This window comes from Microbacterium flavescens (assembly GCF_018588945.1).
Taxonomy (GTDB): Bacteria; Actinomycetota; Actinomycetes; order Actinomycetales; family Microbacteriaceae; genus Microbacterium; species Microbacterium flavescens.
The window spans coordinates 74963-100782 of the sequence record NZ_JAFIWA010000001.1 but is presented as its reverse complement, the minus strand read 5'-3'; the positions used below and the strand labels follow the sequence as shown (position 1 = coordinate 100782).

28 protein-coding genes are annotated in these 25820 nt (G+C 71.2%); 12 read left to right on the top strand and 16 right to left on the bottom strand.

All coding sequences use genetic code 11. The features are described from left to right. Positions 1-35 precede the first annotated feature (35 nt). A complete protein-coding gene (locus JX005_RS00405; protein ID WP_214465365.1) occupies positions 36-815 on the top strand; it encodes a winged helix-turn-helix domain-containing protein in 780 nt (259 codons plus the stop codon). A 37-nt stretch (positions 816-852) separates the two neighbouring features. Then, positions 853-1833, top strand: coding sequence for a DNA-3-methyladenine glycosylase family protein (locus tag JX005_RS00400; RefSeq protein ID WP_246533379.1), 981 nt, complete (start codon positions 853-855; stop codon positions 1831-1833). Positions 1834-1891: 58 nt separating this feature from the next. Here the strand turns inward: JX005_RS00400 and JX005_RS00395 are convergent, their stop codons facing one another. After that, positions 1892-3061: an RtcB family protein gene (locus JX005_RS00395; RefSeq protein ID WP_214465364.1), complete on the bottom strand. Its 1170-nt coding sequence runs from the start codon at positions 3059-3061 to the stop codon at positions 1892-1894. Positions 3062-3463: 402 nt separating this feature from the next. On the opposite strand from JX005_RS00395, the gene JX005_RS00390 reads away from it, so the two are divergent. The 3 genes from JX005_RS00390 to JX005_RS00380 all read left to right on the top strand — a co-directional run bounded on the left by JX005_RS00390 (position 3464) and on the right by JX005_RS00380 (position 4395). Then, positions 3464-3880 (top strand): VOC family protein, encoded by a 417-nt coding sequence (locus JX005_RS00390; RefSeq protein WP_214465363.1) that lies wholly within the window; start codon positions 3464-3466, stop codon positions 3878-3880. A gap of 43 nt (positions 3881-3923) precedes the next feature. After that, positions 3924-4148, top strand: coding sequence for a hypothetical protein (locus tag JX005_RS00385; protein ID WP_214465362.1), 225 nt, complete (start codon positions 3924-3926; stop codon positions 4146-4148). A gap of 61 nt (positions 4149-4209) precedes the next feature. After that, entirely contained in the window at positions 4210-4395 is a 186-nt protein-coding gene (locus tag JX005_RS00380) for a DUF1918 domain-containing protein (protein ID WP_214465361.1), read from the top strand. 14 nt (positions 4396-4409) lie between these two features. On the opposite strand, the gene JX005_RS00375 is transcribed toward JX005_RS00380, so the two are convergent. Then, a complete protein-coding gene (locus JX005_RS00375; RefSeq protein ID WP_214465360.1) occupies positions 4410-6539 on the bottom strand; it encodes a S9 family peptidase in 2130 nt (709 codons plus the stop codon). A gap of 33 nt (positions 6540-6572) precedes the next feature. Further along, positions 6573-7454, bottom strand: coding sequence for an RNA polymerase sigma factor SigJ (sigJ, locus tag JX005_RS00370; RefSeq protein WP_214465359.1), 882 nt, complete (start codon positions 7452-7454; stop codon positions 6573-6575). A 122-nt stretch (positions 7455-7576) separates the two neighbouring features. Between sigJ and JX005_RS00365 the strand changes: the two genes are divergently transcribed. Then, positions 7577-8332 (top strand): SDR family oxidoreductase, encoded by a 756-nt coding sequence (locus tag JX005_RS00365; RefSeq protein ID WP_214465358.1) that lies wholly within the window; start codon positions 7577-7579, stop codon positions 8330-8332. Between the two features lie 10 nt (positions 8333-8342). On the opposite strand, the gene JX005_RS00360 is transcribed toward JX005_RS00365, so the two are convergent. Together JX005_RS00360 and JX005_RS00355 are read right to left on the bottom strand one after the other, a co-directional pair. Continuing rightward, the gene (locus tag JX005_RS00360; RefSeq protein WP_214465357.1) at positions 8343-9176 is read right to left on the bottom strand and encodes an aldo/keto reductase; all 834 of its coding nucleotides are present in this window, start codon (positions 9174-9176) and stop codon (positions 8343-8345) included. A 43-nt stretch (positions 9177-9219) separates the two neighbouring features. After that, the gene (locus JX005_RS00355; RefSeq protein ID WP_214466086.1) at positions 9220-9453 is read right to left on the bottom strand and encodes a hypothetical protein; all 234 of its coding nucleotides are present in this window, start codon (positions 9451-9453) and stop codon (positions 9220-9222) included. A 164-nt stretch (positions 9454-9617) separates the two neighbouring features. Between JX005_RS00355 and JX005_RS00350 the strand changes: the two genes are divergently transcribed. Then, a complete protein-coding gene (locus JX005_RS00350) occupies positions 9618-10331 on the top strand; it encodes a VOC family protein (RefSeq protein ID WP_214465356.1) in 714 nt (237 codons plus the stop codon). Between the two features lie 2 nt (positions 10332-10333). Here the strand turns inward: JX005_RS00350 and JX005_RS00345 are convergent, their stop codons facing one another. Next, positions 10334-11026: a M23 family metallopeptidase gene (locus JX005_RS00345; protein ID WP_214465355.1), complete on the bottom strand. Its 693-nt coding sequence runs from the start codon at positions 11024-11026 to the stop codon at positions 10334-10336. Between the two features lie 78 nt (positions 11027-11104). Continuing rightward, positions 11105-12172 carry a methyltransferase domain-containing protein gene (locus JX005_RS00340; RefSeq protein ID WP_214465353.1) on the bottom strand — a complete coding sequence of 356 codons (1068 nt, stop codon included), beginning with the start codon at positions 12170-12172 and terminating at the stop codon, positions 11105-11107. A gap of 128 nt (positions 12173-12300) precedes the next feature. Between JX005_RS00340 and JX005_RS00335 the strand changes: the two genes are divergently transcribed. Continuing rightward, positions 12301-13317, top strand: a complete 1017-nt coding sequence (locus JX005_RS00335) for a GlxA family transcriptional regulator (RefSeq protein WP_214465351.1) — start codon at positions 12301-12303, stop codon at positions 13315-13317. Here the strand turns inward: JX005_RS00335 and JX005_RS00330 are convergent. Then, positions 13301-14767, bottom strand: a complete 1467-nt coding sequence (locus JX005_RS00330; RefSeq protein WP_281421982.1) for an MFS transporter — start codon at positions 14765-14767, stop codon at positions 13301-13303. The two genes, JX005_RS00335 and JX005_RS00330, sit on opposite strands and share 17 nt — an antisense overlap. A 75-nt stretch (positions 14768-14842) precedes the next feature. Between JX005_RS00330 and JX005_RS00325 the strand changes: the two genes are divergently transcribed. Next, positions 14843-15544: a TetR/AcrR family transcriptional regulator gene (locus JX005_RS00325; RefSeq protein ID WP_246533378.1), complete on the top strand. Its 702-nt coding sequence runs from the start codon at positions 14843-14845 to the stop codon at positions 15542-15544. A 74-nt stretch (positions 15545-15618) separates the two neighbouring features. Beyond that, positions 15619-16431, top strand: coding sequence for an esterase/lipase family protein (locus JX005_RS00320; protein WP_214465350.1), 813 nt, complete (start codon positions 15619-15621; stop codon positions 16429-16431). A gap of 25 nt (positions 16432-16456) precedes the next feature. On the opposite strand, the gene JX005_RS00315 is transcribed toward JX005_RS00320, so the two are convergent. Continuing rightward, the gene (locus tag JX005_RS00315; protein WP_214465347.1) at positions 16457-16924 is read right to left on the bottom strand and encodes a GNAT family N-acetyltransferase; all 468 of its coding nucleotides are present in this window, start codon (positions 16922-16924) and stop codon (positions 16457-16459) included. Then, a complete protein-coding gene (locus JX005_RS00310) occupies positions 16921-17277 on the bottom strand; it encodes an HNH endonuclease (protein ID WP_214465346.1) in 357 nt (118 codons plus the stop codon). Before JX005_RS00310 ends, JX005_RS00315 begins: the two co-directional genes overlap by 4 nt. 249 nt (positions 17278-17526) lie before the next feature. Here JX005_RS00310 and JX005_RS00305 point away from each other — a divergent pair, with 249 nt between their 5' ends. Further along, positions 17527-18459 (top strand): aggregation-promoting factor C-terminal-like domain-containing protein, encoded by a 933-nt coding sequence (locus tag JX005_RS00305; protein ID WP_214465344.1) that lies wholly within the window; start codon positions 17527-17529, stop codon positions 18457-18459. 36 nt (positions 18460-18495) lie between these two features. On the opposite strand, the gene JX005_RS00300 is transcribed toward JX005_RS00305, so the two are convergent. The 5 genes from JX005_RS00300 to JX005_RS00280 form a co-directional block, all read right to left on the bottom strand. Further along, positions 18496-19188 (bottom strand): signal peptidase I, encoded by a 693-nt coding sequence (locus tag JX005_RS00300; RefSeq protein WP_214465342.1) that lies wholly within the window; start codon positions 19186-19188, stop codon positions 18496-18498. Next, positions 19185-20075: a hypothetical protein gene (locus JX005_RS00295; RefSeq protein ID WP_214465340.1), complete on the bottom strand. Its 891-nt coding sequence runs from the start codon at positions 20073-20075 to the stop codon at positions 19185-19187. The genes JX005_RS00300 and JX005_RS00295 overlap by 4 nt, the downstream gene beginning before the upstream one ends. A gap of 50 nt (positions 20076-20125) precedes the next feature. Continuing rightward, positions 20126-20677, bottom strand: coding sequence for a hypothetical protein (locus JX005_RS00290; RefSeq protein WP_214465338.1), 552 nt, complete (start codon positions 20675-20677; stop codon positions 20126-20128). Between the two features lie 112 nt (positions 20678-20789). Beyond that, the gene (locus JX005_RS00285; protein WP_214465336.1) at positions 20790-21341 is read right to left on the bottom strand and encodes an alternate-type signal peptide domain-containing protein; all 552 of its coding nucleotides are present in this window, start codon (positions 21339-21341) and stop codon (positions 20790-20792) included. A 207-nt stretch (positions 21342-21548) separates the two neighbouring features. Continuing rightward, positions 21549-22061: a GNAT family N-acetyltransferase gene (locus JX005_RS00280; RefSeq protein ID WP_214465334.1), complete on the bottom strand. Its 513-nt coding sequence runs from the start codon at positions 22059-22061 to the stop codon at positions 21549-21551. 378 nt (positions 22062-22439) lie between these two features. Here JX005_RS00280 and JX005_RS00275 point away from each other — a divergent pair, with 378 nt between their 5' ends. Further along, positions 22440-23882 carry an HNH endonuclease signature motif containing protein gene (locus JX005_RS00275; RefSeq protein WP_214465332.1) on the top strand — a complete coding sequence of 481 codons (1443 nt, stop codon included), beginning with the start codon at positions 22440-22442 and terminating at the stop codon, positions 23880-23882. Positions 23883-23986: 104 nt separating this feature from the next. On the opposite strand, the gene JX005_RS00270 is transcribed toward JX005_RS00275, so the two are convergent. Continuing rightward, complete coding sequence (locus JX005_RS00270; protein WP_214465330.1) at positions 23987-25801, bottom strand: DUF2207 domain-containing protein; 1815 nt, start codon at positions 25799-25801, stop codon at positions 23987-23989. Positions 25802-25820 lie beyond the last annotated feature (19 nt).

Below are 25820 nucleotides of genomic sequence, written 5' to 3'. Positions count from 1 at the left end.
CCCGGCCCGGGTTCCCTTCCGCAAGGACCATCATCATGTCGAACACCGCCCTTCTCGAGCGCCCCACCGCCGCCCCGAGCGCGCCCAGCGCCCCTGTCCGCCACCTCCGCGCCGTCACGCGTCCGGTCCCGACCGTCGACACGTCGGCGCCCGCCACCGCTCCGGCCGCCCCGGCTGCGCCCGCGCAGCCTGCGCGCCACCTGCCGCCGGGCACCGCTCCCCGCGGCTTCGCGCTGTACGTCGGCATCGACGAGGCCAAGGCCGCCGCATCCGGCGTGAGCCTCGGCGTGCTGGTCGAGGCGCTGCGCCGCACGCTCGGCGAGCTCGCCCCCGACGCCGAGACGTACGCCACCGTGGCGCTGGCCCCGGTCGGCTCCGGCGGCCGCGACGTCGACGTGGTGCGCCTCGCTCTGCACGAGCCGTCGGCGATCGCCCGAACGAAGAACGAGGAGCCGGAGGACGAGGACCGCGCCGCCGGCGGCGTCGTCGTCGACATCTCGCGCAAGCGCGTCCTCATCGACGGGGAGTCGGCCGCCTTCACCTTCAAGGAGTTCGAGCTGCTGCAGTACCTCGTGCTCCGCGAGGGCCGCACGATCGAGCGCACCGAGCTCGTCACCTCGCTGTGGCAGGGCGCGACCGAGGACGAGGCTCCCGGTGAGCGCACGATCGACGTCCACGTGCGGCGCCTGCGCGCCAAGCTGGGCCGTTATGAGGACATCGTGCGCACCGTGCGCGGTGTCGGCTACCGCTTCGACCGCCACGCCGACGTCGCCATCCGCTACGGCCACGGCACGCCTTCGCCCGACCGCTTCTGAGAGGCGGATGTCGGAGGGCGAGGCGTATCGTCGAGGCATGACCTTCGTCGCGCCGACCCGCCGCTCCGGCGCGGCCGTGCGCGACCCTCGGCCCGATTCCGGCCGGCCGATCGAGACGGAGTACCGGCCGCGGCATCCGCTCGATCTGCGGCGCACGCTGCTGTTCCTGCGCCGCGGCGCGAACGACCCCACCATGACGGTGTCGGGCTCCGTGATCTGGCGTGCGAGCCGCACGCCCGAGGGCGTCGCGACGATCGCCATCCGAGAGACCCACCCGGGCGTGATCCGCGGTGCGGCTTGGGGCCCCGGACGCCAGTGGGCGCTCGCCCAGCTGCCCGACCTGTGCGGCGCCGCCGATGACCCGTCGCCGTTCGACGGGTCGCGGCATCCGCTCATCGCCGAAGCCCACCGGCGCAACCCCGGCCTGCGGATCGCGCGCACCGGCCTCGTCTTCGACGCCCTCGCCTGCGCGATCTTCGAGCAGAAGGTCACCGGCATGCAGGCCTTCGCGGCGTGGCGTCGCATCGTCACGTGGTGCGGCGAGCGCGCACCTGGGCCGACCCCGCGCCCGATGTTCGCGCCCCCGACGATCGAGGGCTGGCGCACCGTGCCCTCGTGGGCCTGGCACCGCGCCGGACTCGAGCCGCCGCAGTCGAAGACGGTCGTCCGCGCCGCCCGCCGCGGCGAGTCGCTCGTGCGTGCGGTCCTCGCCGCCGACGACGGCGAGGCCGTCGACCGCGTCCTCGTCAGCCAGGCCGGCATCGGCCCGTGGACCTCGGCCGAGACCCGCATCCGGGCGCTCGGCGACCCCGACGCCGTGAGCGTCGGCGACTTCCACCTGGCGCACGAGGTCGGCTACGCGCTGACCGGCGAGCGAGTGGACGACGATGGGATGCTGCGTCTTCTCGCGCCCTGGGCCGGGCAGCGCCAGCGGGTCATCCGGCTGCTCTACGCGAGCGGCGTGAGCGAGCCGCGGCGGGGGCCGCGGCTGCACCCCGAAGACCACCGCGACCGCTGACGCGGAGGACGAGTGGGATGCCGCGGCCATGCCCGGAGGCTCGGGCCGCGGCATCCGCTCAATCGCCCTTCACGTTGACGAGCTGGCGCAGCGTGTGACGGATCGACACCAGGTCGGCGGCGTCGGCCATGACCTGGTCGATCGGCTTGTACGCCTGGGGGATCTCGTCGATGAAGGCGTCGGTGTCACGGAACTCGATACCGGCCATCGCCTCGCGGAGCTGCGCGTGGGTGAAGGTCCGGCGAGCTGCGGAACGCGAATACTCACGGCCCGCACCGTGCGGCGACGAGTTCAGGGACAGCGGGTTGCCGAGCCCCTCGACCACATACGACGCCGTGCCCATCGACCCCGGAATAAGACCGGGTCGACCGGCGTCTGCCTGGATGGCGCCCTTACGCGACACCCACACCTGCTTGCCGAAGTGCTTCTCGGACTCGGTGAAGTTGTGGTGGCAGTTGATGCGCTCGTGCTCGACGACGGTCTCGCCCATCACCTCCGAGAGCTGCCGCGCGACGCGATCCATCATCTCCTCGCGGTTGAGGAGCGCGAAGTGCTGCGCCCACCGGAGCTCCCGGATGTATCGAGTGAACTCCGGCGTGCCCTCCACCAGGTACGCGAAGTCGGGGTCGGGGAGCTCGATCCACCACTGCTTCGCGAGCCGCTGCGCGACGGCGATGTGGTGCGTGGCGATCTTGTTGCCGACGCCCCGGGATCCCGAGTGCAGGAACATCCACACGCGGTCGAGTTCGTCGACCGACACCTCGATGAAGTGGTTTCCCGAGCCGAGCGACCCGAGCTGCAGGCGCCAGTGCCCTGCATACGCCGACGGATCGAACCCGGCCTTCTCAGCGAGCGACTCGAGTTCGGCGACCCGAGGCTCTGCGGTCGCGACGACCTTGCGGTTGGCGTGACCCGCCGACAGCGGGATGGCGCGCTCGATCTGCTCGCGCAGAACGGCGAGCTCTCGCGAGACGAGCTGCTCGCGAGTGAACTGAGTGCGGACGGCGATCATGCCGCAGCCGATGTCGACGCCGACGGCGGCCGGCATGATGGCGCCGAGGGTCGGGATGACCGACCCTACGGTGGCGCCCTTGCCGAGGTGCGCATCCGGCATGAGCGCCAGGTGCGGGTGGATGAACGGCATGCTCGACGAGGTGCGAGCCTGCTCGACGGTCTTGTCGTCGAGCATGCTCGCCCACGAGAGCAGCCGGGTGGAGAGCCTCTCCATGGTTCCTTTCCTTCTGGAGGGTCCTGACGGACGGGGGCGGCGGACTCACGGCCCGCTGCGAATCCCTGGAAAGAGGAAACGCCCCGGACCTGTGCGGTGCGGGGCGTGGAAGAGCGGATGCTGCTACACGGCCTGCGCCGGAGGGGACGACTCGATGCGGTCGCCGGGCTGATTGCCCAGGACCAGCTCGACACGGAGTTCGCGCTGCGCGTTCATCCGTCGTCCTCTCGGCTCGCCTGTGGTGCTGTGCCGGTCGGCACGGACTCGCCAACTTAGTGGAGCCGCCGCCGCAAGGTCAAGCGCGCGGCGCCCTTGCGGATGTCGGAGGCCGGCGCGACACTGAGTCTCGCCACGCGGCCGGGCGCGGCATCCCTCCCCCAACATGTCGATCAGGAGCGCGCTATGCCCAGCCTCAACCCCTATCTCTCCTTCAAGAGTCAGGCCCGCGAAGCCATGACGTTCTACCAGAGCGTGTTCGGCGGCGACCTCGACATCTCGACCTTCGGCCAGTACGAGGGGATGGTGCAGGATCCGTCCGAGAACGACCTCGTGATGCACGCGCAGCTCACGAGTCCCGACGGATTCGTGCTGATGGGCGCAGACACGCCGACCGGAATCGAGTACCGCGAGCCCGCCGGCATCTCGGTCTCGGTGAGCGGCGACGACGAGGCATCGCTGGAGGCGTACTGGGACAAGCTGGCCGACGGCGGCACGATCGTCATGCCCTTCGACACCCCGCCCTGGGGTGGGCGGTTCGGCATGCTGACCGACCGATTCGGCATCGACTGGATGGTCGCGGTCAACGCCCCGACCCAGTAGGCGCGGAGCGGTCGCCATCCGCCCGCGGCCCTAGGCTGTCCCCATGACCACACCTCGCAAGCGCTGGACCCGCGGTCACTCCGGGTGGGCTTTCGGCACCGCGCTGATCTTCGCGGTCGGCATCATCTTCGGTCTGATCTGGGGCCAGCTGCTCGTCGGGCTCATCCTCGCCCTCGCGGTCTCGATCGGGTGGCTGATGGCGTACGAGTCGTGGCGGGGCCGCAACGTCGGCCTCGAGAACCGCGACGACGATGGAGCGCAGCTGTAGCGGCATCCGGCTACCGCTCCTCGCGCACCCGTCGTATCGTGTGCGCGAGGAGGTGATCCGAATGCGAGCCAGCGTGGGAGACCGCGTGATCATCCACGGACGCGTCGTCGGGGCAGCGGAACGCGCCGGCGAAGTCGTCGAGATCCGCGGCGATGACGTCACCCCGCTGCTCGTCGTCCGGTTCGACGACGGGCACGAGGCGATCCTGTCACCGGGCAGCGACTGCGAGATCCGTCACGAGTCCTGACCCGCCGACGACCGTCAGCCGAGCAGCTCGGGGCGCGTCGGCGTCTCGCCGAGCACGTGCTCGGCCAGGAACGCGAACACGGTCTCGTACCAGACGACGGCGTGCTGGGGCTTGAGGATCCAGTGGTTCTCGTCGGGGAAGTACAGGAACCGGTGCGGCATGCGGCCCTCGTCGTCGGCGTGATGCTCGGCGAGCTCCGACCACAGCCGCAGTCCCTCCCCGATCGGCACGCGGTAGTCCTTGTCACCATGCACGACGAGGAGCGGAGTGCGGATGTCGCGCACGAACCGATGAGGTGAGTTCTCGGCCATCGCCTCGGGCGTGAAGATCTCCTGCCAGTACACCGACATGTCGGTCGTGCCGGCGAACTGGTCGAGTGCCCACAGGCTCGCATGGGTGACGATCGCGCGGAAGCGGTCGGTGTGACCGGCGACCCAGTTCGCCATGTAGCCGCCGAAGGACCCGCCCATCGCGGCGGTGCGCGACGCGTCGATGTCGTCGCGCGCCTCGACCACGTCGGTGATCGCGAGCAGGTCGGTATACGGGGCGGCGCCCCACGCGTTCCAGCCGCGAGCGATGAAGTCCAGGCCGTACCCCGTGGACAGCGCGGGGTCGGGCAGGAGCACCGCATAGCCGCGCGCAACGGCCAGAAGCGGCGCCCAGCGCCAGCTCCACGCGTTCCAGCTGCTCAACGGTCCGCCGTGGATCCAGAGCAGCAGCGGCGCCGGAGCCTCCGCCGTGGCGCCGTCGGGCAGCAGCAGCCAGCCGCGCACCCGCGCGCCGTCCTCGGCCGAGGTCTCGACCTCGACGATCGAGCCCGGCGCCTCGGGCGTCGCGGCAGGGGTCGGCAGCGGCGTGATCGCGCCGTCGCGCGCGATCCGCACCGGGTGGGGCGGCACCACCCACGAGGACCGCAGTGCGACCAGGTCGCCCGTCGTGCGCTCCACCGACACGTGCGAGTAGGTGAAGTCGTCGGCGGTCAGAGACTCGGGCGCGCCGCCGTCGAGCGGGATCCGGAACACGGGTCCGCGTCCGTTGTCGTCCGCGGTCGCGATGATCGCCGCGTCGCCGGCGTCCCACGCGAGGCTCGTCGCCCAGCGGTCCCAGTCCGCTGCCAGCCGGCGCGGGTTGGCGCCGTCGATGTCGGCGATCCAGAGCTCCGCGTCGGCGGGTCCGGCAGGAGTCGACTTGGCGGCCCGCGAGTAGGCGATGGTCGATCCGTCATGGCTGACGACCGGGCTGTCGAAGTCGACCCGCTGCTCGTCGAACAGGGTGGTCTGCGTGCCGCTGTCGGTGTCGATCGAGACGAGCACGTAGCGCCCGCCGCGCTGCTCCTGACGCTGCATCGACACGATGAGGGTCTTCCCGTCGGGCGTGAGCGACGCGCCCGCGATGTCGGCCGACCGACCGGGGCGCGGGGTCAGGTCGCGCGGTCGCGGCAGGGTCGCGGGGTAGGGCTTCTCGTCGGACTCGCGCGACTCCGGCGCACCGGCGGCGTCGGCCGCGGCATCCGCCTTCTCCTCCGTCTCGGCGGCGGTGTCGTCGACGGCCGCGGCGATCGTGTCGGCCAGGGCGTCGGCGTCGAGCGCGAGCAGATGCGGCTCTGCGGGCCCCAGGTCGTGGTCCCAGAACCGCACCGGATATGTCTCGTGCAGGATCGCCGATACCTTCTTCTTCTTGCGGCGCGCGCGCAGGCTCGCCTCGGCTTCGAGCGTGTCGGCGCCGGGGAGGAGGGATGCCGCGATCACGACGCGGTCGCTCGCCTCCGCGGTCGCCGCCACGGCGTCGGCGCCGCCCGCGAGCCGTGTGACCGGGCGGGCCTCGCCGCCGGCGGCGGGCAGCAGCCACAGCTGACCCGACTCGTCGTCGGCATCGCCCTCGGCATCGGGACGCGCCGAGACGAAGAGCAGATCACCGCTCGCCGTGAAAGCCGCTCCGGCCTCGCCCTTCGCCGAGCGCGTCAGCCGGCGGGGCGTGCCCGAGCCGTCAGCCGGAACGCTCCACAGGGAACGGTCGTAGCCGGTGCCGTCCTTCTTCAGGGCGGCCACCGTGAGCACGGCGGTGCGTCCGTCCGGCGAGAGCGCAACGGCCTCGGTCCGGGGAAGTGCGATGAAGTCGTCGAGGGAGTCGAAGGGGGTCGCCATTCCCCCACGCTAGCCCGCGCAGGCGTGCTGCCGTCAGCGCCAGAGGGTCAGCTTGTCGGGATTGCGCACCATGTGGACGGCGGTGACGCGCCCGCCCGTCACGACCAGCGACATCACGGAGTCCGCGCGACCGTCGACCGTGACGAGGAACGCGAGCCCGTCCGCGGTCAGCGTGGGGGCGACCTCCGCCTCGGGCAGCAGATGCGGCAGCCCGAGCAGGAAACGGGCGACGCGGTCGGCGCCGAACACCGGGCGTCGCGCGGCCGACACGAGCCCGCCGCCGTCGGCGCGCAGCACGACGTCCGGATCCAGGATCGCCACGAGCGCGGCGAGGTCGCCGGTGGCCGCGGCGGCGGCGAACGCCCGTGCGACCGCGTCGTGCTCCTCCCGGGTGGCAGCACCTGCTCGACGCTCGCGCACGCGGCGCCGGGCCTGCGACGCGAGCTGTCGCGCGGCATCCGGCGTCCGTCCCACCGTCTCGGCGATCTCGGCGAACGGGACGCCGAAGACGTCGTGCAGCACGAAGGCCACGCGCTCCGCCGGGGTGAGCGACTCGAGCACGACGAGCAGCGCGGTCGACACCGACTCGTCGAGCGTCACCCGATCGAGGGGGTCGAGAGGAGCGGATGCCGCGATCAGCGACCCCGCCGGAACCGGTTCGGGCAGCCACTCGCCGACGTACGACTCGCGACGCGCGCGCGCTGAGCCGAGCATGTCGAGGCACACGCGGCTCGCCACGCGCGTCAGCCAGGCCGCGGGGTTGCGGATGTCGGCGCGTTCGTCGTCGGTCAGGCGGTACCAGCGCACGTACGTCTCCTGGACTGCGTCCTCGGCGTCGGCGACCGTCCCCAGCATGCGATAGGCGAGCCCGATCAGGCCGCGCCGCTCGCTCTCGAGAACGTCCACGTCCTCCATATCGGTCTCCTCTCACTCCATCGACGACGTGGCGACCACGGATGTGAGTCGGCACCTCACATTCTGGAGCCCTGCGTCGTCGAAGGGCAGGAGCGCGTGAACGCGCCGAGAGGAGAAGTCCGATGAGAATCGCCATCGCCGGGGGAACCGGCACCGTGGGCCGCCCGACCGTCGACGCCGTCCGCGCCGCAGGCCACGAGCCGGTCGTGCTCGCCCGCAGCACCGGGGTCGACGTCGTGAGCGGAGCGGGGCTGGACGCGGCCCTCGAGCACGTCGACGCCGTGATCGACACGACGAACGTCACCACCCTGTCGGCCGACACGGCCGCGAAGTTCTTCACCACGGCCACGGGGAACCTTCTCGCCGCCGCCGGGCGGGCAGGAGTAGGCCACGTCGTGGTGCTCTCGATCGTGGGCGTCGACCGCATCCCGTACGACTACTACGCGGGCAAACTCGCGCAGGAGCGCGTGGTCGAGGCATCCGCCGTCCCCTGGACGATCCTGCGGGCGACGCAGTTCCACGATTTCGCGGCGCAGCTGTACGACCGGGCGAAGCTCGGACCGCTGCACGTCGCGCCCCGCGCACGCGTGCAGCCGGTCGCGGTCGCGGAGGTCGGCGCGCGCCTGGCCGAGCTCGCCGCGGCGGGGGCCCAGGGCCGGGCCGCGGACCTCGCCGGTCCGCGGGAGGAGAAGCTCGACGAGATGGTGCAGGCGTACGCACGTCACATCGGCAAGCGCGGCTGGGTTCCGTCGATCAGCCTCCCCGGCGCGCAGATGAAGGGGATGCGTGCGGGTCACGCGCTGCCCGGGCCCGGCGCGCAGCTCGGCGCGGAGACGTTCTCGGCGTGGCTCGCGCGGCAGCCGTCCGGCTCAGCGTGACGGCGCGGGGCTACATCTCTTCGTGGCTGTTCGGGTCGGCGCCCCACAGGCGACCGCGCTCGAGCGACGCGATGGCCTCGACCTGGTCGTCGGTCAGGGTGAAGTCGAACACATCGGCGTTCTCGCGCTGCCGGTCGGGGTCGGCCGACTTCGGAATGGGCGTGGTGCCCAGCTGCACGTGCCACCTCAGCACGATCTGCGTCGGCGTGACCTCGTAGACGACGGCGAGCTCCTGCAGCAACTGCTCCGTCAGGAGCTCGCTGCGCCGGGCGAGCGGGCTCCAGCTCTCGGTGCGGATACCGTGGTCGGCGTGGAAGGCGCGCAGCGCAGTCTGCGGGAAGTAGGGGTGCAGTTCCACCTGATTGACGGCGGGCGTGACTCCCGTGGCGTCGATGATCTCGGTGAGCATCGCCTCGGTGAAGTTCGAGACCCCGATCGAGCGGACGAGGCCACGCTCACGCGCCTCGACCATGCCGCGCCAGGTGTCGACGTACTTGCCGACGCTCGGGTTCGGCCAGTGGATCAGCTGGAGGTCGATGCGCTCGAGTCCCAGCAGACCGAGCGAGCCCTGGATGCTGTCGATGGCCTGCTCGAACCCGTGGTGGCGGCCGGGGATCTTCGACGTGACGGTCAGCTCGTCGCGGTCCACCGGGCTCCGCCGCACGGCCTCGCCCACCTCGTGCTCGTTCTCGTAGTTGACGGCGGTGTCGAGCAGACGGTAGCCCGAGCCGATGGCCTCGACCATCGCCTCGATCCCCTCCTCGCCGCGGAGGTGGTAGGTGCCGAGCCCGAGCTCGGGGAACTCGGCGCCGTCGTTCAGGGTCACGGTGGGGATCGAGATCATGAGTACATCCTGCCGCGCTGCGGACGCCGCGGGCGGACCGCCGTCACGGTCGGTCGTCGACCTCGCCGTCCAGGGTTCCCTCCGTCGCGGCACGCTCGTCGGCAGCGGCGCTGGAGACGGCGTCGTCATCGAGGTCGGGGTCGAGCGGACGGTCGTCGTCGCCGGTCAGGACGTCGGGGTCGCCGGCGGCGACGTCGCCGCCGCGGTCGTCCGCCACGTCACGGGTGACGTCGTCACCGTCGCCGGGAGCGGCGGGAGGCTGGTCAGGGTAGGACATGATGTGCTCCGATCCTCGGTCTACGCTGCGACCGTAGCCGCGGGCGCACCCCTGCCTGCAGGGGGTTGCGGGTGCGGCGGCGGCGAGGTAGCGGTTGCCGGTGTCGGCGGCCGCGGCTATCGTCGCCGCGGACGCAGCACCCCTGCGCGAGACGGAGGACGACGATGACCGACGAGCAGAGAGAACAGGGCGACGGAGCGGATGCCTCGGCCGCGCAGCGGTCGAGAGTGACGGCGAAGGCCTTCCATGACTGCCCCGGAGTGGAGGACTGGAGGGTGCTGTTCTGGGGTGCGCACGTGTTCTACGCCACGCGGTCGTTCGCCGAGGCTGCCGCCTTCGTGGCGGGGATCGCCGAAGTGGTGGCGGAGGTGGGCCACGAGCCCGACCTCGACGTGCGCCCGCACGGCGTGACGGTGCGCACGTTCTCGCGCAAGGACGGCGCGCTGGGTCCGATCGACGCCGAACTCGCCGCCGCGGTCTCGCGCGCCGCCCGTGGGCTCGGTCTCGAGCCCGACCCCGCACACCTCCAGACCGTCGGCATCGCCGTCGCCCAGGGCGCGGGCGTCGACACTCGGCCGTTCTGGGCGGCGGCGCTCGGGTACGAGGACAACGGCGACGAGGATGCCACCGATCCGCTGCGGCGCGGCCCGCACCTATGGTTCCATCCGCTCGACCCGGCCAAGCCCGGGCGCGGGCGTACGCACATCGACGTGTCGGTGCCTCGCGACATCGCCGAGGCACGCGTGGCGGCAGCCGTCGCCGCGGGCGGGCGCGTCGCGCGATCCAACGCCCCGCACTGGTGGACGATCGCCTCCCCCGACAACCACGGCATCGACATCGCGGCGTGGGCCGACTTCGAGGACGGCGAGGAGGGCTGACCTCAGCCGGGATCGACGGAGCGGATCCGTTCGCGGGGACCCGGGATCCGCCGTTCCACGCGCCGCCACCCGTCACCGTCGCGCACGTCGTAGGCCGCGAACGCGCAGGCCATGCCTCGCGCGTCCATCAGATCGGCGGAGTCCATCAGCTGGAAGTGCAGGTGCGGCGAGGTCGAGTTGCCGGTGTGCCCCACGCGCCCGAGCAGATCGCCGGCGTGCACCCGCTCCCCAGCCGCGACGGCGACGGTTCCGGGCGCGAGGTGCGCGAAGCCGGCGTAGACGTCGCCCGCGCGCAGCACGATGTGGTTGCCCAGGATCGACGGGATCTTCTCTGGCCGGAACGAGAGGCCGTTCCAGGTCATCCGCGCCGCCTCGCGGAACGGGTTGATCCACGGCCGCTCCGCGACGCCGTCGGCGGCGGCGACCACCTCCGCGTCGAACGGAGCGTGGATCGTCGCCCCCCAGGCGTAGCACTCGCGGGTTCGCCCGCCGAGGGTGGCGGCGCGCAGCGTCGACGCCGGGTGCACGTGCAGTCCTGGGCGGTCGTCGACCTTCACGAAGTCGTAGGCGTAGCGCTGGCCCAGGATGTCGACGCCGTGGCTCGGAATGCGGGCGGCAGGCGTGGTCACGGCCACCCAGCCCTCGCCCCGCAGCGGAAATGCCACCACGACCGGATCATCGAGCGCCCGAGACACGGTCCGAGCGTAGCGGTCGTGCGCGCGCACGACGGCGGCAGCGGCCTCCTTGGAGAGACCGCGGCCGCCGTGCGCGGGTCAGCGCTTGGCCTCGATGACGAGGTTGAACGGCGTCTCGGCGACGATCCGGACCCGCGTGAATCCCGCGGCGCCGAGCACCTCGGTGAGGCGCGCCGGTCCGGCCTGCGCACCCAGCACGAGGTCGCCGCCATCCGACAGGGAGTGGGCGGCGCAGATCATGCTCGAAGCCGCGTAGTAGGTCTGAGCCACGACCGAGAGGTTGTCCTCCAGGCGGTCGGCCGCGTTGGGCTCGACCAGGAGCAGCGCGCCGTCCGGCGTGAGGGCCTTCGCCGCGCGCTCGAGCGCCCCGACGGGGTCACCCATGTCGTGCAGCGAGTCGAAGAAGCAGATGAGGCCGAAGCCCAGCAGGTCGTACTCGTCGGCGTGGACCTGAGCGAACGAAACGCGCTCCTCCACGCCCGCAACCCGGGCGTTGCGTCGCGCCTCCGAGACGGACGGCGCGTGGCTGTCGTACCCGTAGAAGCGCGAGTTCGGGAACGCCTCCGCCATGAGCACCGTCGTATGGCCGTGCCCGGATCCGACGTCGGCGACGGCGATGCCCCGCTCGAGGGCCGCCACGACGCCGTCCATGGCGGGCAGCCACTGCGAGGTCAGGCTCGCGCGGTAGCCGTTGCGGTAGAACGCCGCGGTGCCGTGCGCCAGCCGAGGGTCGTGGTCGCCCCACGCGATCCCCTCACCGGTGCGGAAGGCGTGGAGCGCCTTCGCCTCGTCGGACCACATGGCGGCGGGCACGTTCCAGGCGGGCGGGATGTAGACCGCGCTGGACTCGTCGGCGAGCACGAGTGCCTGCTCGGGCCTGAGCTCGAAGGTCGCGTCGGCGGGGTGGTAGTCGAGGTAGCCGGCCGCCGCCTGCGACGAGAGCCAGTCACGCAGGTACCGCTCGGCGCAGTCGGTGCGCCCAGCGAGCTGCGCAGAGGTGAGCGGGCCGCTCTCGGCCAGGGCGCGATACAGTCCGAGCCGCGACCCGATGCTGACCATCACCCCGAGGTAGCCTGCGGCGAGGTCGTCCACTGCCTTCAGGACGAAGGCCTGCAGTGCGGTCTCGTCCACGGTTGTCGTTGTCATGATTCGGTCCTTTCAGGGGCCGTTCGTTCGGTGTCCTTCCATGCTCGGGATGCCGCGCCCCGGCGTTCAGTGGCATCCGGACCCTCGTTCGGTCCATTCGTGCCACGATGTGGACTCAAGGAGGACCCATGGCTGCAGAGCGCACCCTGAGCGTGTCGGTCGTGGCGCTGCCCGACACGGGTGTCGCGACGATGTTCGGCGTTCTCGACGTGATGAACTCCTTCGCTCTCATGGGCATCGGCGGCGCCGACGCGCGGCCGCCCTTCCGCGCTCAGATCGTGGGCGCGGAGGCTGGTCCGCTGATGGGAGTCAGCGGGGTGCCCGTCCCGGTCGGCGAGGGCGTCGCCGACATCGCGCGAACCGACATGGTCATCGTCCCCTCGGTCGTGCTGGGCCCGGCCGGCTGGAAGGGCGGACGCTACCCCGAGATCGTCGACTGGGCGGCGCGCATGCACGACCAGGGCGCACTGCTGTGCTCGGCATGCTCCGGCATCTTTCTCCTCGCGGAGACGGGGCTGTTCGACGGCCGGGACGTCACCGTCCACTACGACTACGCCCGTCATCTGCAGGCAGCGCACCCGGACGTGCGCATCCATCCCGAGCGCGCGCTCATGGTCGCCGGCGACCGCGACGAGCTCATCACCTCCGGGGCATCGACGACCTGGCACGACCTGGTGCTGTACCTCACCGGCCGCTACGCCGGGGCGTCCGTCGCCCAGGAGGTCGCCCGCATGTTCGCGCTCCAGTGGCACCAGGACGGACTCGCGCCGTACATGGTGTTCGAAGGGCGCTCGGACCACGGCGACGCGGTCGTCGCCGACGCTCAGGACTGGCTGCGCACCCACTTCTCGGTGTCTGCGCCGGTCGAGCAGATGGTCGTCAGATCGGGCCTGGCTGAGCGGACGTTCAAGCGTCGCTTCACCGACGCGACCGGAGTCAGCCCGCTCGCCTACGTGCAGCGCATCCGCATCGAGGAGGCCAAACGACGCCTGGAACGCACCGAGGAGTCGGTCGAGGCTGTCGGCTGGCACATCGGCTACGAGGACCCGGCTTTCTTCCGGCGGCTGTTCAAGCGGGTCACCGGCCTGACTCCCGCCTCCTACCGCAAGCGCTACCGGGTGCCGTTCATCACGACCCCGGCGTGACCCCCGGGCTGACCACCGGCGAAACCGTCGCGGGAGCGCCGGACGCGGCATCCGCTCGCTCTTCTCCATCGGTGTGGAGCGACGGCGGCGCAGTGGCGTAGGCCTCGGAGAGCTGGCGATACGGCTTCGACGCGAACGCCAGCAGCACGACGACGAGCAGCACCGCACTCGCACCCACGAACGCCAGCGCGATCCCTCGTGCCTCGCCCGGCCCGAGCAGCCAGCCGAGTGAGTCCTGGCCCGCCTGGGAATCCATGAACGGGATGAGCCAGAACTGCGCGAGCGGGCCGATGAGGAACGCCGAGATCGGCGCCGCCGCCGACTCGACGCTGGCCGCGAAGCCGAACACTCGGCCCTGCTTCTCGAACGGCACCACCCGCTGGACGATGGTCTGCTCGGATGCCTCGGCGATGGGCATGAGGCACATGAACACCAGGATGCCGACCGCGTAGAGCCACCACACTTCGCGGATCGCGAAGGTCATGCCGAGGATCGCGATGCCGACGTTGACGAGCAGCATGGTGCGCACCGGATTCTTGCCCAGGCCGAACTTGGCGACGAGCCCGCCGCCGATGATGAAGCCCACGCTGGTGATGCCCAGGATGACGCCCCAGATCTCGACCGAGAACAGCTCGAGCCCGTACGGGTCCATGAGCGCCATGAACACCCCGCCGACGAGGTTGTTGAACGTCGAGAAGAGGATCAGCGCGAGCAGGCCGGGCACGATCATGACGGCCGGGATCACTTCCTTGAAGCCGAACCCCTTCGGCGCCTCGCCCTCGACGTGGACGACGCCGCGCTCGGGGATCGGGACGAAGAGCAGGTGAGTGAGCGCGACGGCCGTCGCCACGATCGCGATCACGACGGTGGCGCCCATGCCGAGGAGGCCGACCGACAGACCGGAGAACACGCTCGTCACCATGAACGCGATGCCCTGGACGGCCCCCACCAGCCCGTTCGCGCGGTCGCGGCGGTCGGACGGCACGAGCAGCGTCACGGTCGTCGACAGGGCGATGTTGCGGAGGTTCTCGACCACTCCGCCGATGAGGATGACGCCCGCGAACACCCAGAACCACGGACCGCCCCAGTTGATGAGCACGCTCTCGGGGAAGGCGAGGTAGAGGGCGCCGGCGATGAGGTACGTGGACAGCGTCACGACGCTCGACAGCACCATGACCGCCTTCTTCTTCATGTGGTCGACGAGCGCCCCGAACACGACCCCGAGCACGGCGACCAGCAGCATGTACGAACCGCCGATGATGGCGGTCGCGAGCACCGAGCGGGTCTCGAGGTAGGCCCAGAACGTCAGCGCCCACCACAGGTAGCTCGAGGTGACGTTGGCGACGGCGGTGTTGGCGAGCACCTGGTAGAACGCGCGCATCGTGCGCGGACCGGGGCGCACCTGGACGGCTTCGTCCTCTGTGTTCGCCGGAGGGGTCGGCTGGCTCATGGATGGGTCCTTCTGGGCGTGTCGTGGGGGCGGGGTCGGTGGCGAGGTAGGCTGATGTGGACACCGTACACATCGATGTTCACACCGTACACATCCGAGCGGGGCGACGCAATGGTCGTGCAGACGCGCACCTATCATCACGGGGACCTCCGACGTGCACTCGTCGAGCAGGGACTTCAGCTCGCGCGCACCGGTGGCCAGTCGGCGGTGTCGCTGCGGGAGGTGACCCGCGCCGCGGGCGTCTCGCCGAACGCCGCGTACCGTCATTTCGACGATCGCGACGATCTCATCCGCGCGGTCGCGGCCGAGGCGCAGACGGCCCTCGCCCGCGCGATCATCGCCCGGGTCGATGCGACCCCGTCCGACCTCTCCGAGGCGGAGGCCTCGGTCGAGCGGCTCCGGCGGGTGGGGCTGGCGTACATCGATTTCGCCCGCGCCGAGCGCGGCTGGTTCGAGCTGGCCTTCGCGACGCAGGATCAGCAGGCCAGCGAGGGCATCGTCACACTCGACGACGAGGTCGTCGCCCCGTTCCAGCTGCTCCTCGACACGCTCGACGCGATGGTGGATGCCGGCGCCCTGGCTCCCGAGCGACGCCCGAATGCGGAGTGGGCATGCTGGTCTTCCGTGCACGGCTTCGCCGAGATCGCCGTCCGCGGCCCGGTGCAGTGGCAGCCCGCTCCCGTGATCGACGCGCTGGCGGCCTCCGTCGTCGAAGCGGCGATCGTCGGGGCGCGCGGCACGACAGCCCCGGTGGAGGATGCGTCCGCGCCGGAGTGATCGGCTGAGGCATCCGCTCGCCCTTGCCTCGTGCGACGCTGGGCACGACACTCGGAAGAGGACGAGGAGAGCGAATGACAGGTGACCGCCCCGGCGCCATTCGGCAAGCGCTGTGGTGGGCCGCCGACTACCTCTACGCCGCGCGCCGTCAGCTGTCGGTCGTGTCGCTCCCGTGGACCTTCGGCCGACCGCGGCCGGCGCCGCCGGCGTGGGCGCACGGCGCGGCGGACCTCCCCGAGGTGGTGCTCCTTCCCGGGGTGTACGAGCACTGGACCTTCCTGCGGCCGCTCGGCGACGCGCTGTCTGCTGCGGGGCACCGGGTCGTGGTCATCCACGGACTGGGCGTGAACCGCCGGAGCATCCCCGAGACCTCCGAGCGTCTGGGCCGGCTGCTCGCCGCGGAGCCCCTGCCACCGGCCGGGCGCGTGCTGGTCGCGCACAGCAAAGGCGGCCTCATCGCCAAGCACCTCCTCGTGACCTCGGGCGCCGCGGGAGCGGCAGCGGGCGAGGCATCCGCCGGCGGCGACCCCGCCGAGGCTGCGGCGAGCGCCACTCCTGCGACCGGCGGACCGCCGCTCGGCGTACTGGGACTGGTGGCCGTCGCCACGCCGTTCCGGGGTGCCCGCCGCGCTCGGCTGTTCCTCGATCCGAGCATCCGGGCATTCCTGCCGGGCGACGAGACGATCGTGATGCTCGGGCGCGAGACGTCGATCAACGGACGGATCGTCTCCGTGTTCGGCCCCTACGACGCGCACATTCCCGAGGGCAGCGCGCTCGAGGGCGCCACGAACGTCGCGGTGCCGACACCCGGCCACTTCCGCGTGCTCGGCTCGCCGAAGACGCATGCCGCTGTGCTCGAGGGGATCCGGCTGCTCACGGCAGAGTGATCCGCCGGTACACCACCCTCAGGGGTCAGGCGGACTCTCCGGCCGGCCGCCACACCAGCGTGTGCCCCGTCGCCTGGAACGCCTCGTTGCCGGCGAGCTTCCCCGTGGTGGTCGTCTCGAGCACGAATCCGAGGGCCTCGTAGAACGCCCGCGCACTGTTGCCGGCGAGCACCTCGAGCTCCACCGGACCGGTCGCGCGATCGAGCATGTGCTGCAGCAGCGCGCGTCCGACGCCGCGGCGGTAGAGAGCGGGGTCGACGTACGCCCACGTGATCTCGCCTGACGAGCCGGCGATGAACCCGGCCACGCGCCCGTCGGCCTCGGCGACCCACACCTCGTCGTCGAAGAGGCCCTCGTTCTCGAACGTCGCCTCGAGGTCGAGGTACGCCTCGAGCAGGCCGGCGCCACGGAGCTCGTCGAGCCGCGCCGCGTCGTGGATGCGGCAGATCTCGGCCCAGTCCGCGGCCTCGTAGGGGCGGATGACGATGGTCATGCGAGGTCTCCCGTCGATCGCCAGGCCTGCAGGATCTCGACGTGCCGAAGCAGGAAGGCGCGCTCGTCCAGTCGTTTGCGGCGCAGCCACCCGGTGACCTCGTCGTTGCTCTTGCTCGCGTTGCAGGACCGGCACGCCGGCACGACGTTCTCGAACGTGTAGCGGCCGCCCCGCGAGATCGGAAGCACGCAGTCCCGCTGGAACGGGCCGACCGCGTGCCCGCAGTACGCGCAGGCGCCCCACGCCTCGACGATGGCCCCCCACTCGTCGGGCGTGAGGTCGTTGTCGGCCGCCGCCACGCGACGCGCGCGACGGCGCGACGCGCGGGCCCTGCGGGACTGGCTGACGGTCACTCGGCGAGCGTACCGGGGTGGCGAGACAGCGGGGGTGAGGGATGCCGCGGGCCGCGGCATCCCACCCTCCGATCTCTCCTCACCGGCCTCATGATCAGGCCTTTCCCGGCCGCTCGCTCTCATGGTCCGTCCAGGCTCCACTGCGGATTCGTCCAGACCGAGGGAGCAGACTCGATCCTTTGCGTCCGACCCGAGGATGCCCAGCGCCGCTCTGCCGGCGCGCAACACCGAAGGATTCAGCGTTTCCCCATGCCTCAGAAGCACTCCGCCGCGCCTGCGCGCGCTCCCCGTTCCCGCCGCCGCACGACGGCCCTCGTCGCGACCGGGCTCGTTCTCGGCCTCGCCGGCGCGAGCGCCCTCGCCGCCACCACCCCGGCCTTCGCCGCCACCACCCCGGCCTTCGCCGCTCAGACCGCGGCCGTCGACCTTGCCCCTGTGACCGCCGCCACGCCCGCCCTGCTCGCCGCGACGCCCGGCGCGATCACGCTGCGTGAGGTCGGCGACGATGCCCGCGCAGCCGTCGGGGCGGCGCGCGCCGCCCTGGCGGACGCCGGCGCGCTCGAGGCGGACATCGCCACGGCTCAGCTCGACCTCGGGGTGACCGACACGACGGTGGACACCGTTCCCCTGCTCCACGCCATGGCCGGGCTCGACGACATGGACCTCATGCCGGTGCTCCTACTGCCCGAGGTCACCGAGGAGCTCGTGGCCGCCACCGGCGACGTCGACACCCGCGTCGCCGGCCTCCGCGCCCGTCTCGATGCGGCGCTCGAGAAGAAGGCCGCCGAGGAGGCCGCCGCGGCGGCAGCCGAGGCGAAGCGCAAGGCGGAGGAAGCCGCCGCCGAGGCCGCGCGGATCGCGGCCGCCGCGAACACCCCCGAGGGTGCGAAGGCGACCGCACGCAGCATGGCCTCGGCGAACTACGGCTGGGGCGCCGACCAGTTCTCGTGCCTCGAGTCGCTGTGGACGAAGGAGTCGGGCTGGAACTACCAGGCCTACAACGCCTCCAGCGGTGCCACGGGCATCCCGCAGTCGCTGCCGGGGAACAAGATGGCCAGCGCCGGCGCCGACTGGCAGACGAACGCGTCGACTCAGATCGCGTGGGGCCTGCAGTACATCGCGTCGGCCTACGGCACCCCGTGCAGCGCGTGGGGCCACTCGCAGGCGACCGACTGGTACTGAGCGGCGCACGCCCGGAGGCGGTGACCCGCCACGCCGCTACGGCGTTGCGTCGTCGACGCTCTGCGCGCGTCGCGTGCCGCGGACCAGCGCAGCCCGGGCGCGTCGCCGGTCGCGGACGCCGACGATGATGGTCGCGATCCCGTAGAGGAACAGTCCTGCGACGACGATCGGCAGCGCCCAGGCGCGGGCCTCGCCCGTGACGACGTTGTTGATCCAGCCGATGTAGGGCACGGCGTACCAGAGCTTGCCGACGATCTGGACGCCGCGGACGGGGTCGGCATCGTCGGCATCGTTGGCGTCGCCGCGGGTGATCAGGAGCGGCTCGCCGTCGGCGGCCGCGCCGATCCCCACGACGCGGTGCGTGACGACCTCGGGACGACCCGACTCGAGCTGGTAGGTGATCACGTCGCCGAGGTTGATCTCGCTGACGTCGGCGGGCTTGACCACGACGAGGGTCCCGGGCGAGTACTGCGGCACCATCGAGCCGGTGAGCACCGTGTACGGCTTCGAACCCGTCGCCAGCGGCATGATGACGACCGCGATCGCGAGCAAGGCGACCAGCACCAGCACCGCCCACGAGAGGGCCGTCAGGATCATGCGTGGGACCGACACCCGCTCGTCGGCATCCCGGCGGATGCGGGAGCGGGATGCCGGGGCTGCGGCATCCGTCATGCTCTGCTCGCTGGATTCGGCGACCTCATCGTTCGCGGTCAGGGTCTGAGGGTTCATGCGCACACCAGGCTCTTGGTGAAGAAGACGAGCAGAAAATAGGACGAGCGGAAGCTGAGGTTGGCGACCCCGACAACGGACCCTTGAGCGTTCTTGACCGTGACGTAGGTCTCCGCGGTCTCGGTGCCGAAGCTGGCCGGATTCGTCAGGGTGAGCGTCCGGCCCGCCGATGACGTGGAAGCGGTGAATGTGGCTCCCGTGTCGTCACGGGTCACGGTGTAGCTTCCGGCGGGCACGCTGGCCGGGAGGGTCAGCTGAGCGCTGTTGCCGGTCGTCGTGCACGCCGCCCACCCGGTGCTCGAGATTGCGAGCTGCGCCTGCTCCTGGTCGGTCCAGCCGCGCTGCGCCGCGGTCGCCGTGGTGGTGAGGGTCAACGTCGGCGCGGGGGCCTGGCCGGTGTTGCTGTGGGTGTCCGTGTCGGTGACGACGAGCTTGATGCAGGCGTGGAGCGTTCCTCCGCCGGCGACGACCGTGGTCGATGACCACGTCGACGCGGCGAGCGCGCTGCGCGCGGTGATGCCGGAGTAGGTCGCTTCGTTCTGGCAGGCGCTCGCGGAGGCGGTGAAGGCCACCTGCACGGTCGCGACGGCGGCAGGACCGAATCCGGATGCCGCAGCCAGCGCCACCGTCTCGGATGCCCACGGAGTCGTGCCGCTGTTGGTGAGCGGGGCCGCGTAGAACTGGGTCGTCTTCCAGCCGGTGAAGCTGGTCGATGATGCAGGCGAGGCCGGCGCGACCGAATAGGGCGAGAGGGCGAAGGTGCTCGCCTGCGCCGTCAGAGCGAGCGGGGCGTTCACCGACCAGTAGGCCACGGCGGCGAGGGGCGAGACGACGACCAGACCGATCGCGGCGACCAGCGCCGTGATGAGCTTCGCGCGTTTCGTCATGGGGTGCCTTCTGGGGAGGAGTGTCGTTGGGGGTGGTCGTGGTCGACGCGTCAGGGTGCGGTCTGAGTGCCGGTGATCGTGACGCTCACCGCGGCCGTCTGACCCTGCGTGCCGTTCGGCGCGTTCGCAGCCAGACTCTGCCAGACGCACAGCGTGCGGCTGGCGCCGGCGGCCACGGTGGTCGGCACGGCGGCCGTGGTCGCTGCGGTCGTGCCCTGCCAGCGTCCGGCGTCGGCGGGCCACGTCGCCGGCGGGGTTGCGGCGCAGGCGGCGGACTGGACGCTCACCGTCAGTATGACGCTGCTCGCGAGACCGCCGGTCGCGGTGAACGCGGACGCCAGACCGAGCGAGACGTCGCCGGTGTTGGCGATCGCGCGGGACGCGATGAGCTGCGCGGGCCCGCCGGGGTACACACCCGAGTTCGAGCCTCCCGTGCCGGTGATCGACAGCGCGGCCTCGCCGGTCGACACCGAGACGGCGGGCGCCTCGGTGCTCGACACGAAGTAGCTCAGCGTGCCCGGAGCGAGGAGGACGGCCACCGCGACGACACCGGCGATGAGCCCGGCGACGCCGAGCGGTGCCTTGGCCTTGTTGCGCGACATCCGTCTGCCTGTTCTGTGCGATTCGACGAGTGGTAGGTGTGGAACGAGATGGCGGGAGAGGCCGACCGGGGTTCGGGCCCCCACCCGGCCCCTCCCTGTCGATGGAGCGGGCTCAGGACGCGCCGTTGGCCGTCTGGGTGACCGTGACGGTGGTGGCTCCGAGGTTCCAGCTCTGGTTCATGGTCGACGCGGTGTCGTTGGAGGCGCCGGTGCCGAAGGGCCAGGTCAGCGTGAAGACGAGCTGTCCGTTGGCCGTGCCGCTCGCGACGGTGAACGCGCCGCCCGTGATGGCGGTGCTGTTGTAGGTGCCCGCGACGCTCGACGTGAGGTGCGCCGGGACGGCCGCGTAGCCGCCCCAGTTGATCGCGCCGCCGGCGGTGAGGTTCGTGCCGTTCGCCTTGGTCTGGAAGGGCACCGTGTAGATGACGGTGTCGCCCGGGACCATCTTGAAGGTGGCGAGCGTGCTCGTGATGTCGGTCGTCGTGCTGCCGCGCTTGACCTGCCAGGTCGCACCCGTCGTGAGCGCGACGTTCAGCTCGCCGGTCTGGATGGTGGCCGAGGCGACCTGCGCCGTGCCCTGCCAGTAGGCGAGCGATCCGCCGCCGCCGAGCAGCAGCGCGATTCCGGCGGCGATGGCGATCGTGCCCTTCGTGGACTTCTTCATGGTGTTCCCCCCAAGGGATCCTGCGGGTCTGGGGCCCGCCTTGTCATTCGGCTCAGCAGTGCGCCGGCCTGATGAGAACAGTCTGGAAAACGGACCGCCCGATTCGCGCACGGGATCCGCAACGTTGCCGCAAGAGAACCCCGAGGGTTCTGACGAACCTCAAGACGCGGGGGTGTGGAGGCTCAGGGCGGGGGATGGCGCGCGCGTTCAGGCGGTGCGGGGGTTCCCGGGGTCGCCTTGCTTCGTCCGCTCGAGCAGAAGGGGCGACGCCGTGAACCCGGCTCGCGCGTACAGGCTGATCGCTCGCGAGCTCGAGCTCACGATGGCGCGTGGGACGCCCCGCCGGTCCGCTTCGCGACACAGCTCGTCGACGATCTCCGCCGCGATGCCGCGGCCGCGGTACGCAGGTCTGACGTACACGCTCTGGATGTCGGCGGTCAGCCGGCGCGGGTCATCGAGGTTGGGGACGCGCTCGAAGACCACCATCCACCCCATGCCGACGATCTCGTCCCCCGCCACCGCCGCCATGGGGACGAGACCGTCGGCGTGACGCTCCATCCAGTCGCCGAGCACGGTCGCGAATGCGTCGATTTCGGCATCCGTCGGCGCTTCAGCCCGCTGGGCCCACTCGGCCTTGAGCGAAGCCAGTCCCGCGACGTCGAGCCGCGATGCGCGCCGCACCACCACGGGCGCGGGAGACGGCGATGCGGCGGCAGCCATGACGCCATCAAACCACCCGAGGGGCGATAGCGGCGGGGCGTGAAAATGAATCACGAAAAGATAACGCCGGACCCTTGTCGTCGTTATCTTCTCGTTATAGAGTGCTCTCAACGGTTAGTTGTTTGCTGTGGCAGCTACCGTCATGTGATTGCAGGACACTCTTGGTGCAAGGGACAAGGGCCGGTCGGTAGCCTCTCCGACCGGCCCTTACTCTTGCCGCGCGTCCCCCCGCTGATCGAGTAGGCGCGAAGCGCCGTATCGAGATCCCCTGCACTCGCACACCCTCCTCCACAGCCCCCGTCCAATCGCCGCTTTCCACAGCCTGATCAGGCGTTCTTAGGCTCCAGCAATGTCGGAGGCTCTCGGCACAATGGAGACGTGACCAGCTCCACCGCCCCGCTGATCGAGGCCCTCCAACTCCTCGACGCAGACCTGGGTGCGCTGCTCACGCCGGCCCTTCTCGACGACGCTCCGCGAGGGATGACGGATGCCTCGATCCTCGACCTCGCCCGCACCGTCGAGTCGCTCGGCCGCCGTATCGACGCCATCCGCATCGCCATCGCGGGCGAGGTCGACGATCGCTCCCGATCGGAGCGAGGGGAAGCCCGGCTGTCCGCACGACTGGGATGCGCGAATGCCGCCGAGCTGCTCGTTCGGCTCACCCGCGTCGCCGCGAGCACGGCGAGGGAGCGCATCGCCGCCTCTCGTGTGGTCGCTACCCGGACGTCGCTGACGGGCGACACCCTGCCCGCCGCCTTCTCCTCGCTGCGCGAGGCTGCTGCCAACGGCAACGTCGGCGTCGACACGATCTCGGCGATCACGCGCACGCTCGGCTCGATCTCCGACCGATGCCGTCTCGGTGAGATCGAGGCGGCCGAGTCCGAGCTCGTCCGCGCGGCCATCGGTGCGGCCGACGTGCCGCCATGCGCCGCCGACGAGACGCGAATGCAGGCTCGAGTGTGGGCCGCAGTACTCGACCCCGACGGCGCACTACCCGAGCATGAGCGCTCGATGCGGCGTCGCGGTCTCGTCGTCGGCCGGGAGCGCGGGGGCCTGACGCGGGTGACCGGCGACCTCATCCCCGATGTGGCCGCGCAGTTGACGCGCCTCCTCGACGCTCACCTGTCGCCGCGCGTCGAGGACCGCACCCTCACTCCCGTGCCCAACGGCCCGACATTCACCCCCGACGCAGAGGTCGGTTCGGCGCCGCCAGACCCGCGCACTCGAACTCAGCGGCAACACGATGCGCTCGCCGCCCTGCTGGGCGCTGCCGCGCGCTCGGCGGAGACACCCACGCTCGGCGGTGCCTCGCCGACGCTGCTCGTCACGATCGCGGCTTCCGAACTGGAGTCAGACCACGGCATCGGCCACATCGACGGGACCGAGACGACAGTTCCGGCATACGTCGCCCGCCATGTCGCGTGCAGTGGCGGAGTCCAGCGACTCGTCTTCGACGATGCCGGGCGGGTCATCGAGCTCGGCAGCCCGCAGCGCGTCTTCACGGCCGCCCAGCGACGCGCGATCACTGCACGCGATGGCGGATGCGTGATTCCCGGATGCCACGTCCCCGCCGCCTGGTGCGAGTTCCACCACGTTGAACCGCACGCCCGCGGCGGAAGCACTCACACCGACAACGGCGTCATGCTGTGCTGGTTTCACCACCGCACGCTCGCGACTAACGGCTGGGCGGTGGCGGTCATCGAGGGCGTGCCACACGTTCGCGCTCCTCGCTGGCTGCAACCCGACGGCGACTGGCAGCCGACGACCGGTTCCGCGCACCTGCAACGGCAACGACTCAAACGACGACGATCGAGCGCATGACATACGGATCAATCACCGGCGGCTTCGTGCTCGCCTCGCCACTCCTCTCCTCGCCTCGCGTCGCCGACACCGAGCGGGGTTCGGAGCCCACTTCGGCCCGGGGCTCACACCCCGCCACCACCTCCGCCGCCGCCTCCGCCGCCCGCCGAGCCGCCGCCGCTCGACCCGCCGGACGTGGACGACGACGAGGCGGTGCTCGACGACAGCGTCGAGATGCCCGCCGAGAACGAGGCCGCGTTGAATCCGCTCGTCCCGGAATACCAGCCCGGCGAGTTGCCCGGACCGTACAGCACCGCCAGTTCGCGCGCCCACTCCTTCTCCTGGCCGAAGACGACGGCGTACGGAAGCAGCGCCTCATACAGGCGCAGCATCGATCGGGGGTCGTTCGTGTCGATCCGCACCCGCTCAGCGCCCTGCGGCGATTGCAGCATCCGGATCCGGTCGGCCTCGGCCCACTCGATGAACTCCTTGAGCCCGAACAGGTGGTCGCGCGTCTCCGCGCCGGCGGCCGTCAACGGCTTGCGCGACACCATGCCGCCGACGATGACCGTGGCGACCACCGACACGATGATCAGCACGATCGGCACCAGCGGCGACACCATCGCCTCGAGGGCGGCGAAGCCGGTGAGGAACACCACCACGGTCGCCACGATCGCTGCGAGCAGCGGCCACACCCGCAGGCGCGCCGGCACCGGGCGTCGCAGCCCGCGATTCACCAGCTCCTGGTTCGCGGCCTTCAAGATGCTCTGCGCAGCCGACGAGAACCGCGTGTCCGTCCGGCCGAACTCGAACTGCTCCCCCGGCACCCCCGACGGGAAGAGTCCGTCGAGCAGCATCCGCCCATCACCGTCCGCCTTCGACGGGTCGACCAGCTCGGCGCGCAGCTTCACACCGCCGAACATCTTCGGCTCGCCCTCCACGATCCGGATGCTGCCCACCACCGCCTGCTCGAGCACCTCGGCGGGAATCGCCTTCGTCGTGAGCCCCAGCATCACCGCGCTCTCGAGCGCGTCGACGGCCTGGGGCGGCGTGTACTCCGCGATGATGACCGGCCGGCCCGGCCCATCCCGCAGGTGGCGCGACCGAGTCACTCCGGCGAACACGAGAGCACCCACGGCGCCGAGCCCCGCGATCCCCTGCAGCCAGCCCCACGGCGACGCGAAGTACGACGAATCGAACTCCGTGAACGTGTCCGCCTCGAACCCGATCGCGATCGTCATGGTCTGGTGGGGCCCCAGCGGACCAGCGGATGCCTCCACCGCACCGTCGACGGACGCGATGGCGCACGTCTCGGTCGAACCCTCCGACCCGACATAGCAGGCCTGCGCGCCGGTGAGCCGATCGGCGATGTCTGCCGGCATCGTGACCCGGGCGGTCACGCGCCCGAAGGGCTGCTGCCACTCCGTGCCGTTGACGTTCCAGTAGAATTCGTCGACACCGGTGTCGTCGAAGAAGCGCGTGACGTTCTGCAGCGTGTAGGTGAAGACATAGGTCTGACGCCCGTGCACGTAGTCGCCGGCGCGCGACGTCATGACGTAGTAGTCGTCCTCGTCGGACTCCACCTCGCTCTCGCGCTGCTCGCCGTCGCCGTCGGTGATCGAAACGAGCTGCGGGTGCAGCGGAGCGCCGAGATACGACTCCGGGATCCGCCGCTGCATCCCGCGGTTCTGATCGAAATCGGGGAACACGGCGACGAACGTCTCGACGACCGTCAGCGAACTGGTGCCGTCCTCGGCGCGATCGAGCCGGTACTCGACGTCGAGGCTCTCGAACGAGAAGTCGTTGACGTCCGCACGGGCGGGGACGGCTCCGATCCCGGCGACGACCCCCGCCGCGCCGAGCAGGAGCGCGAGCAGCCAGACGGCGAGCGCGCGGCCCACCGGTCGCGCCGCTCGGGACACGGACGAGACAGTCCCCATGCACCCAGCCTAGGGGGCG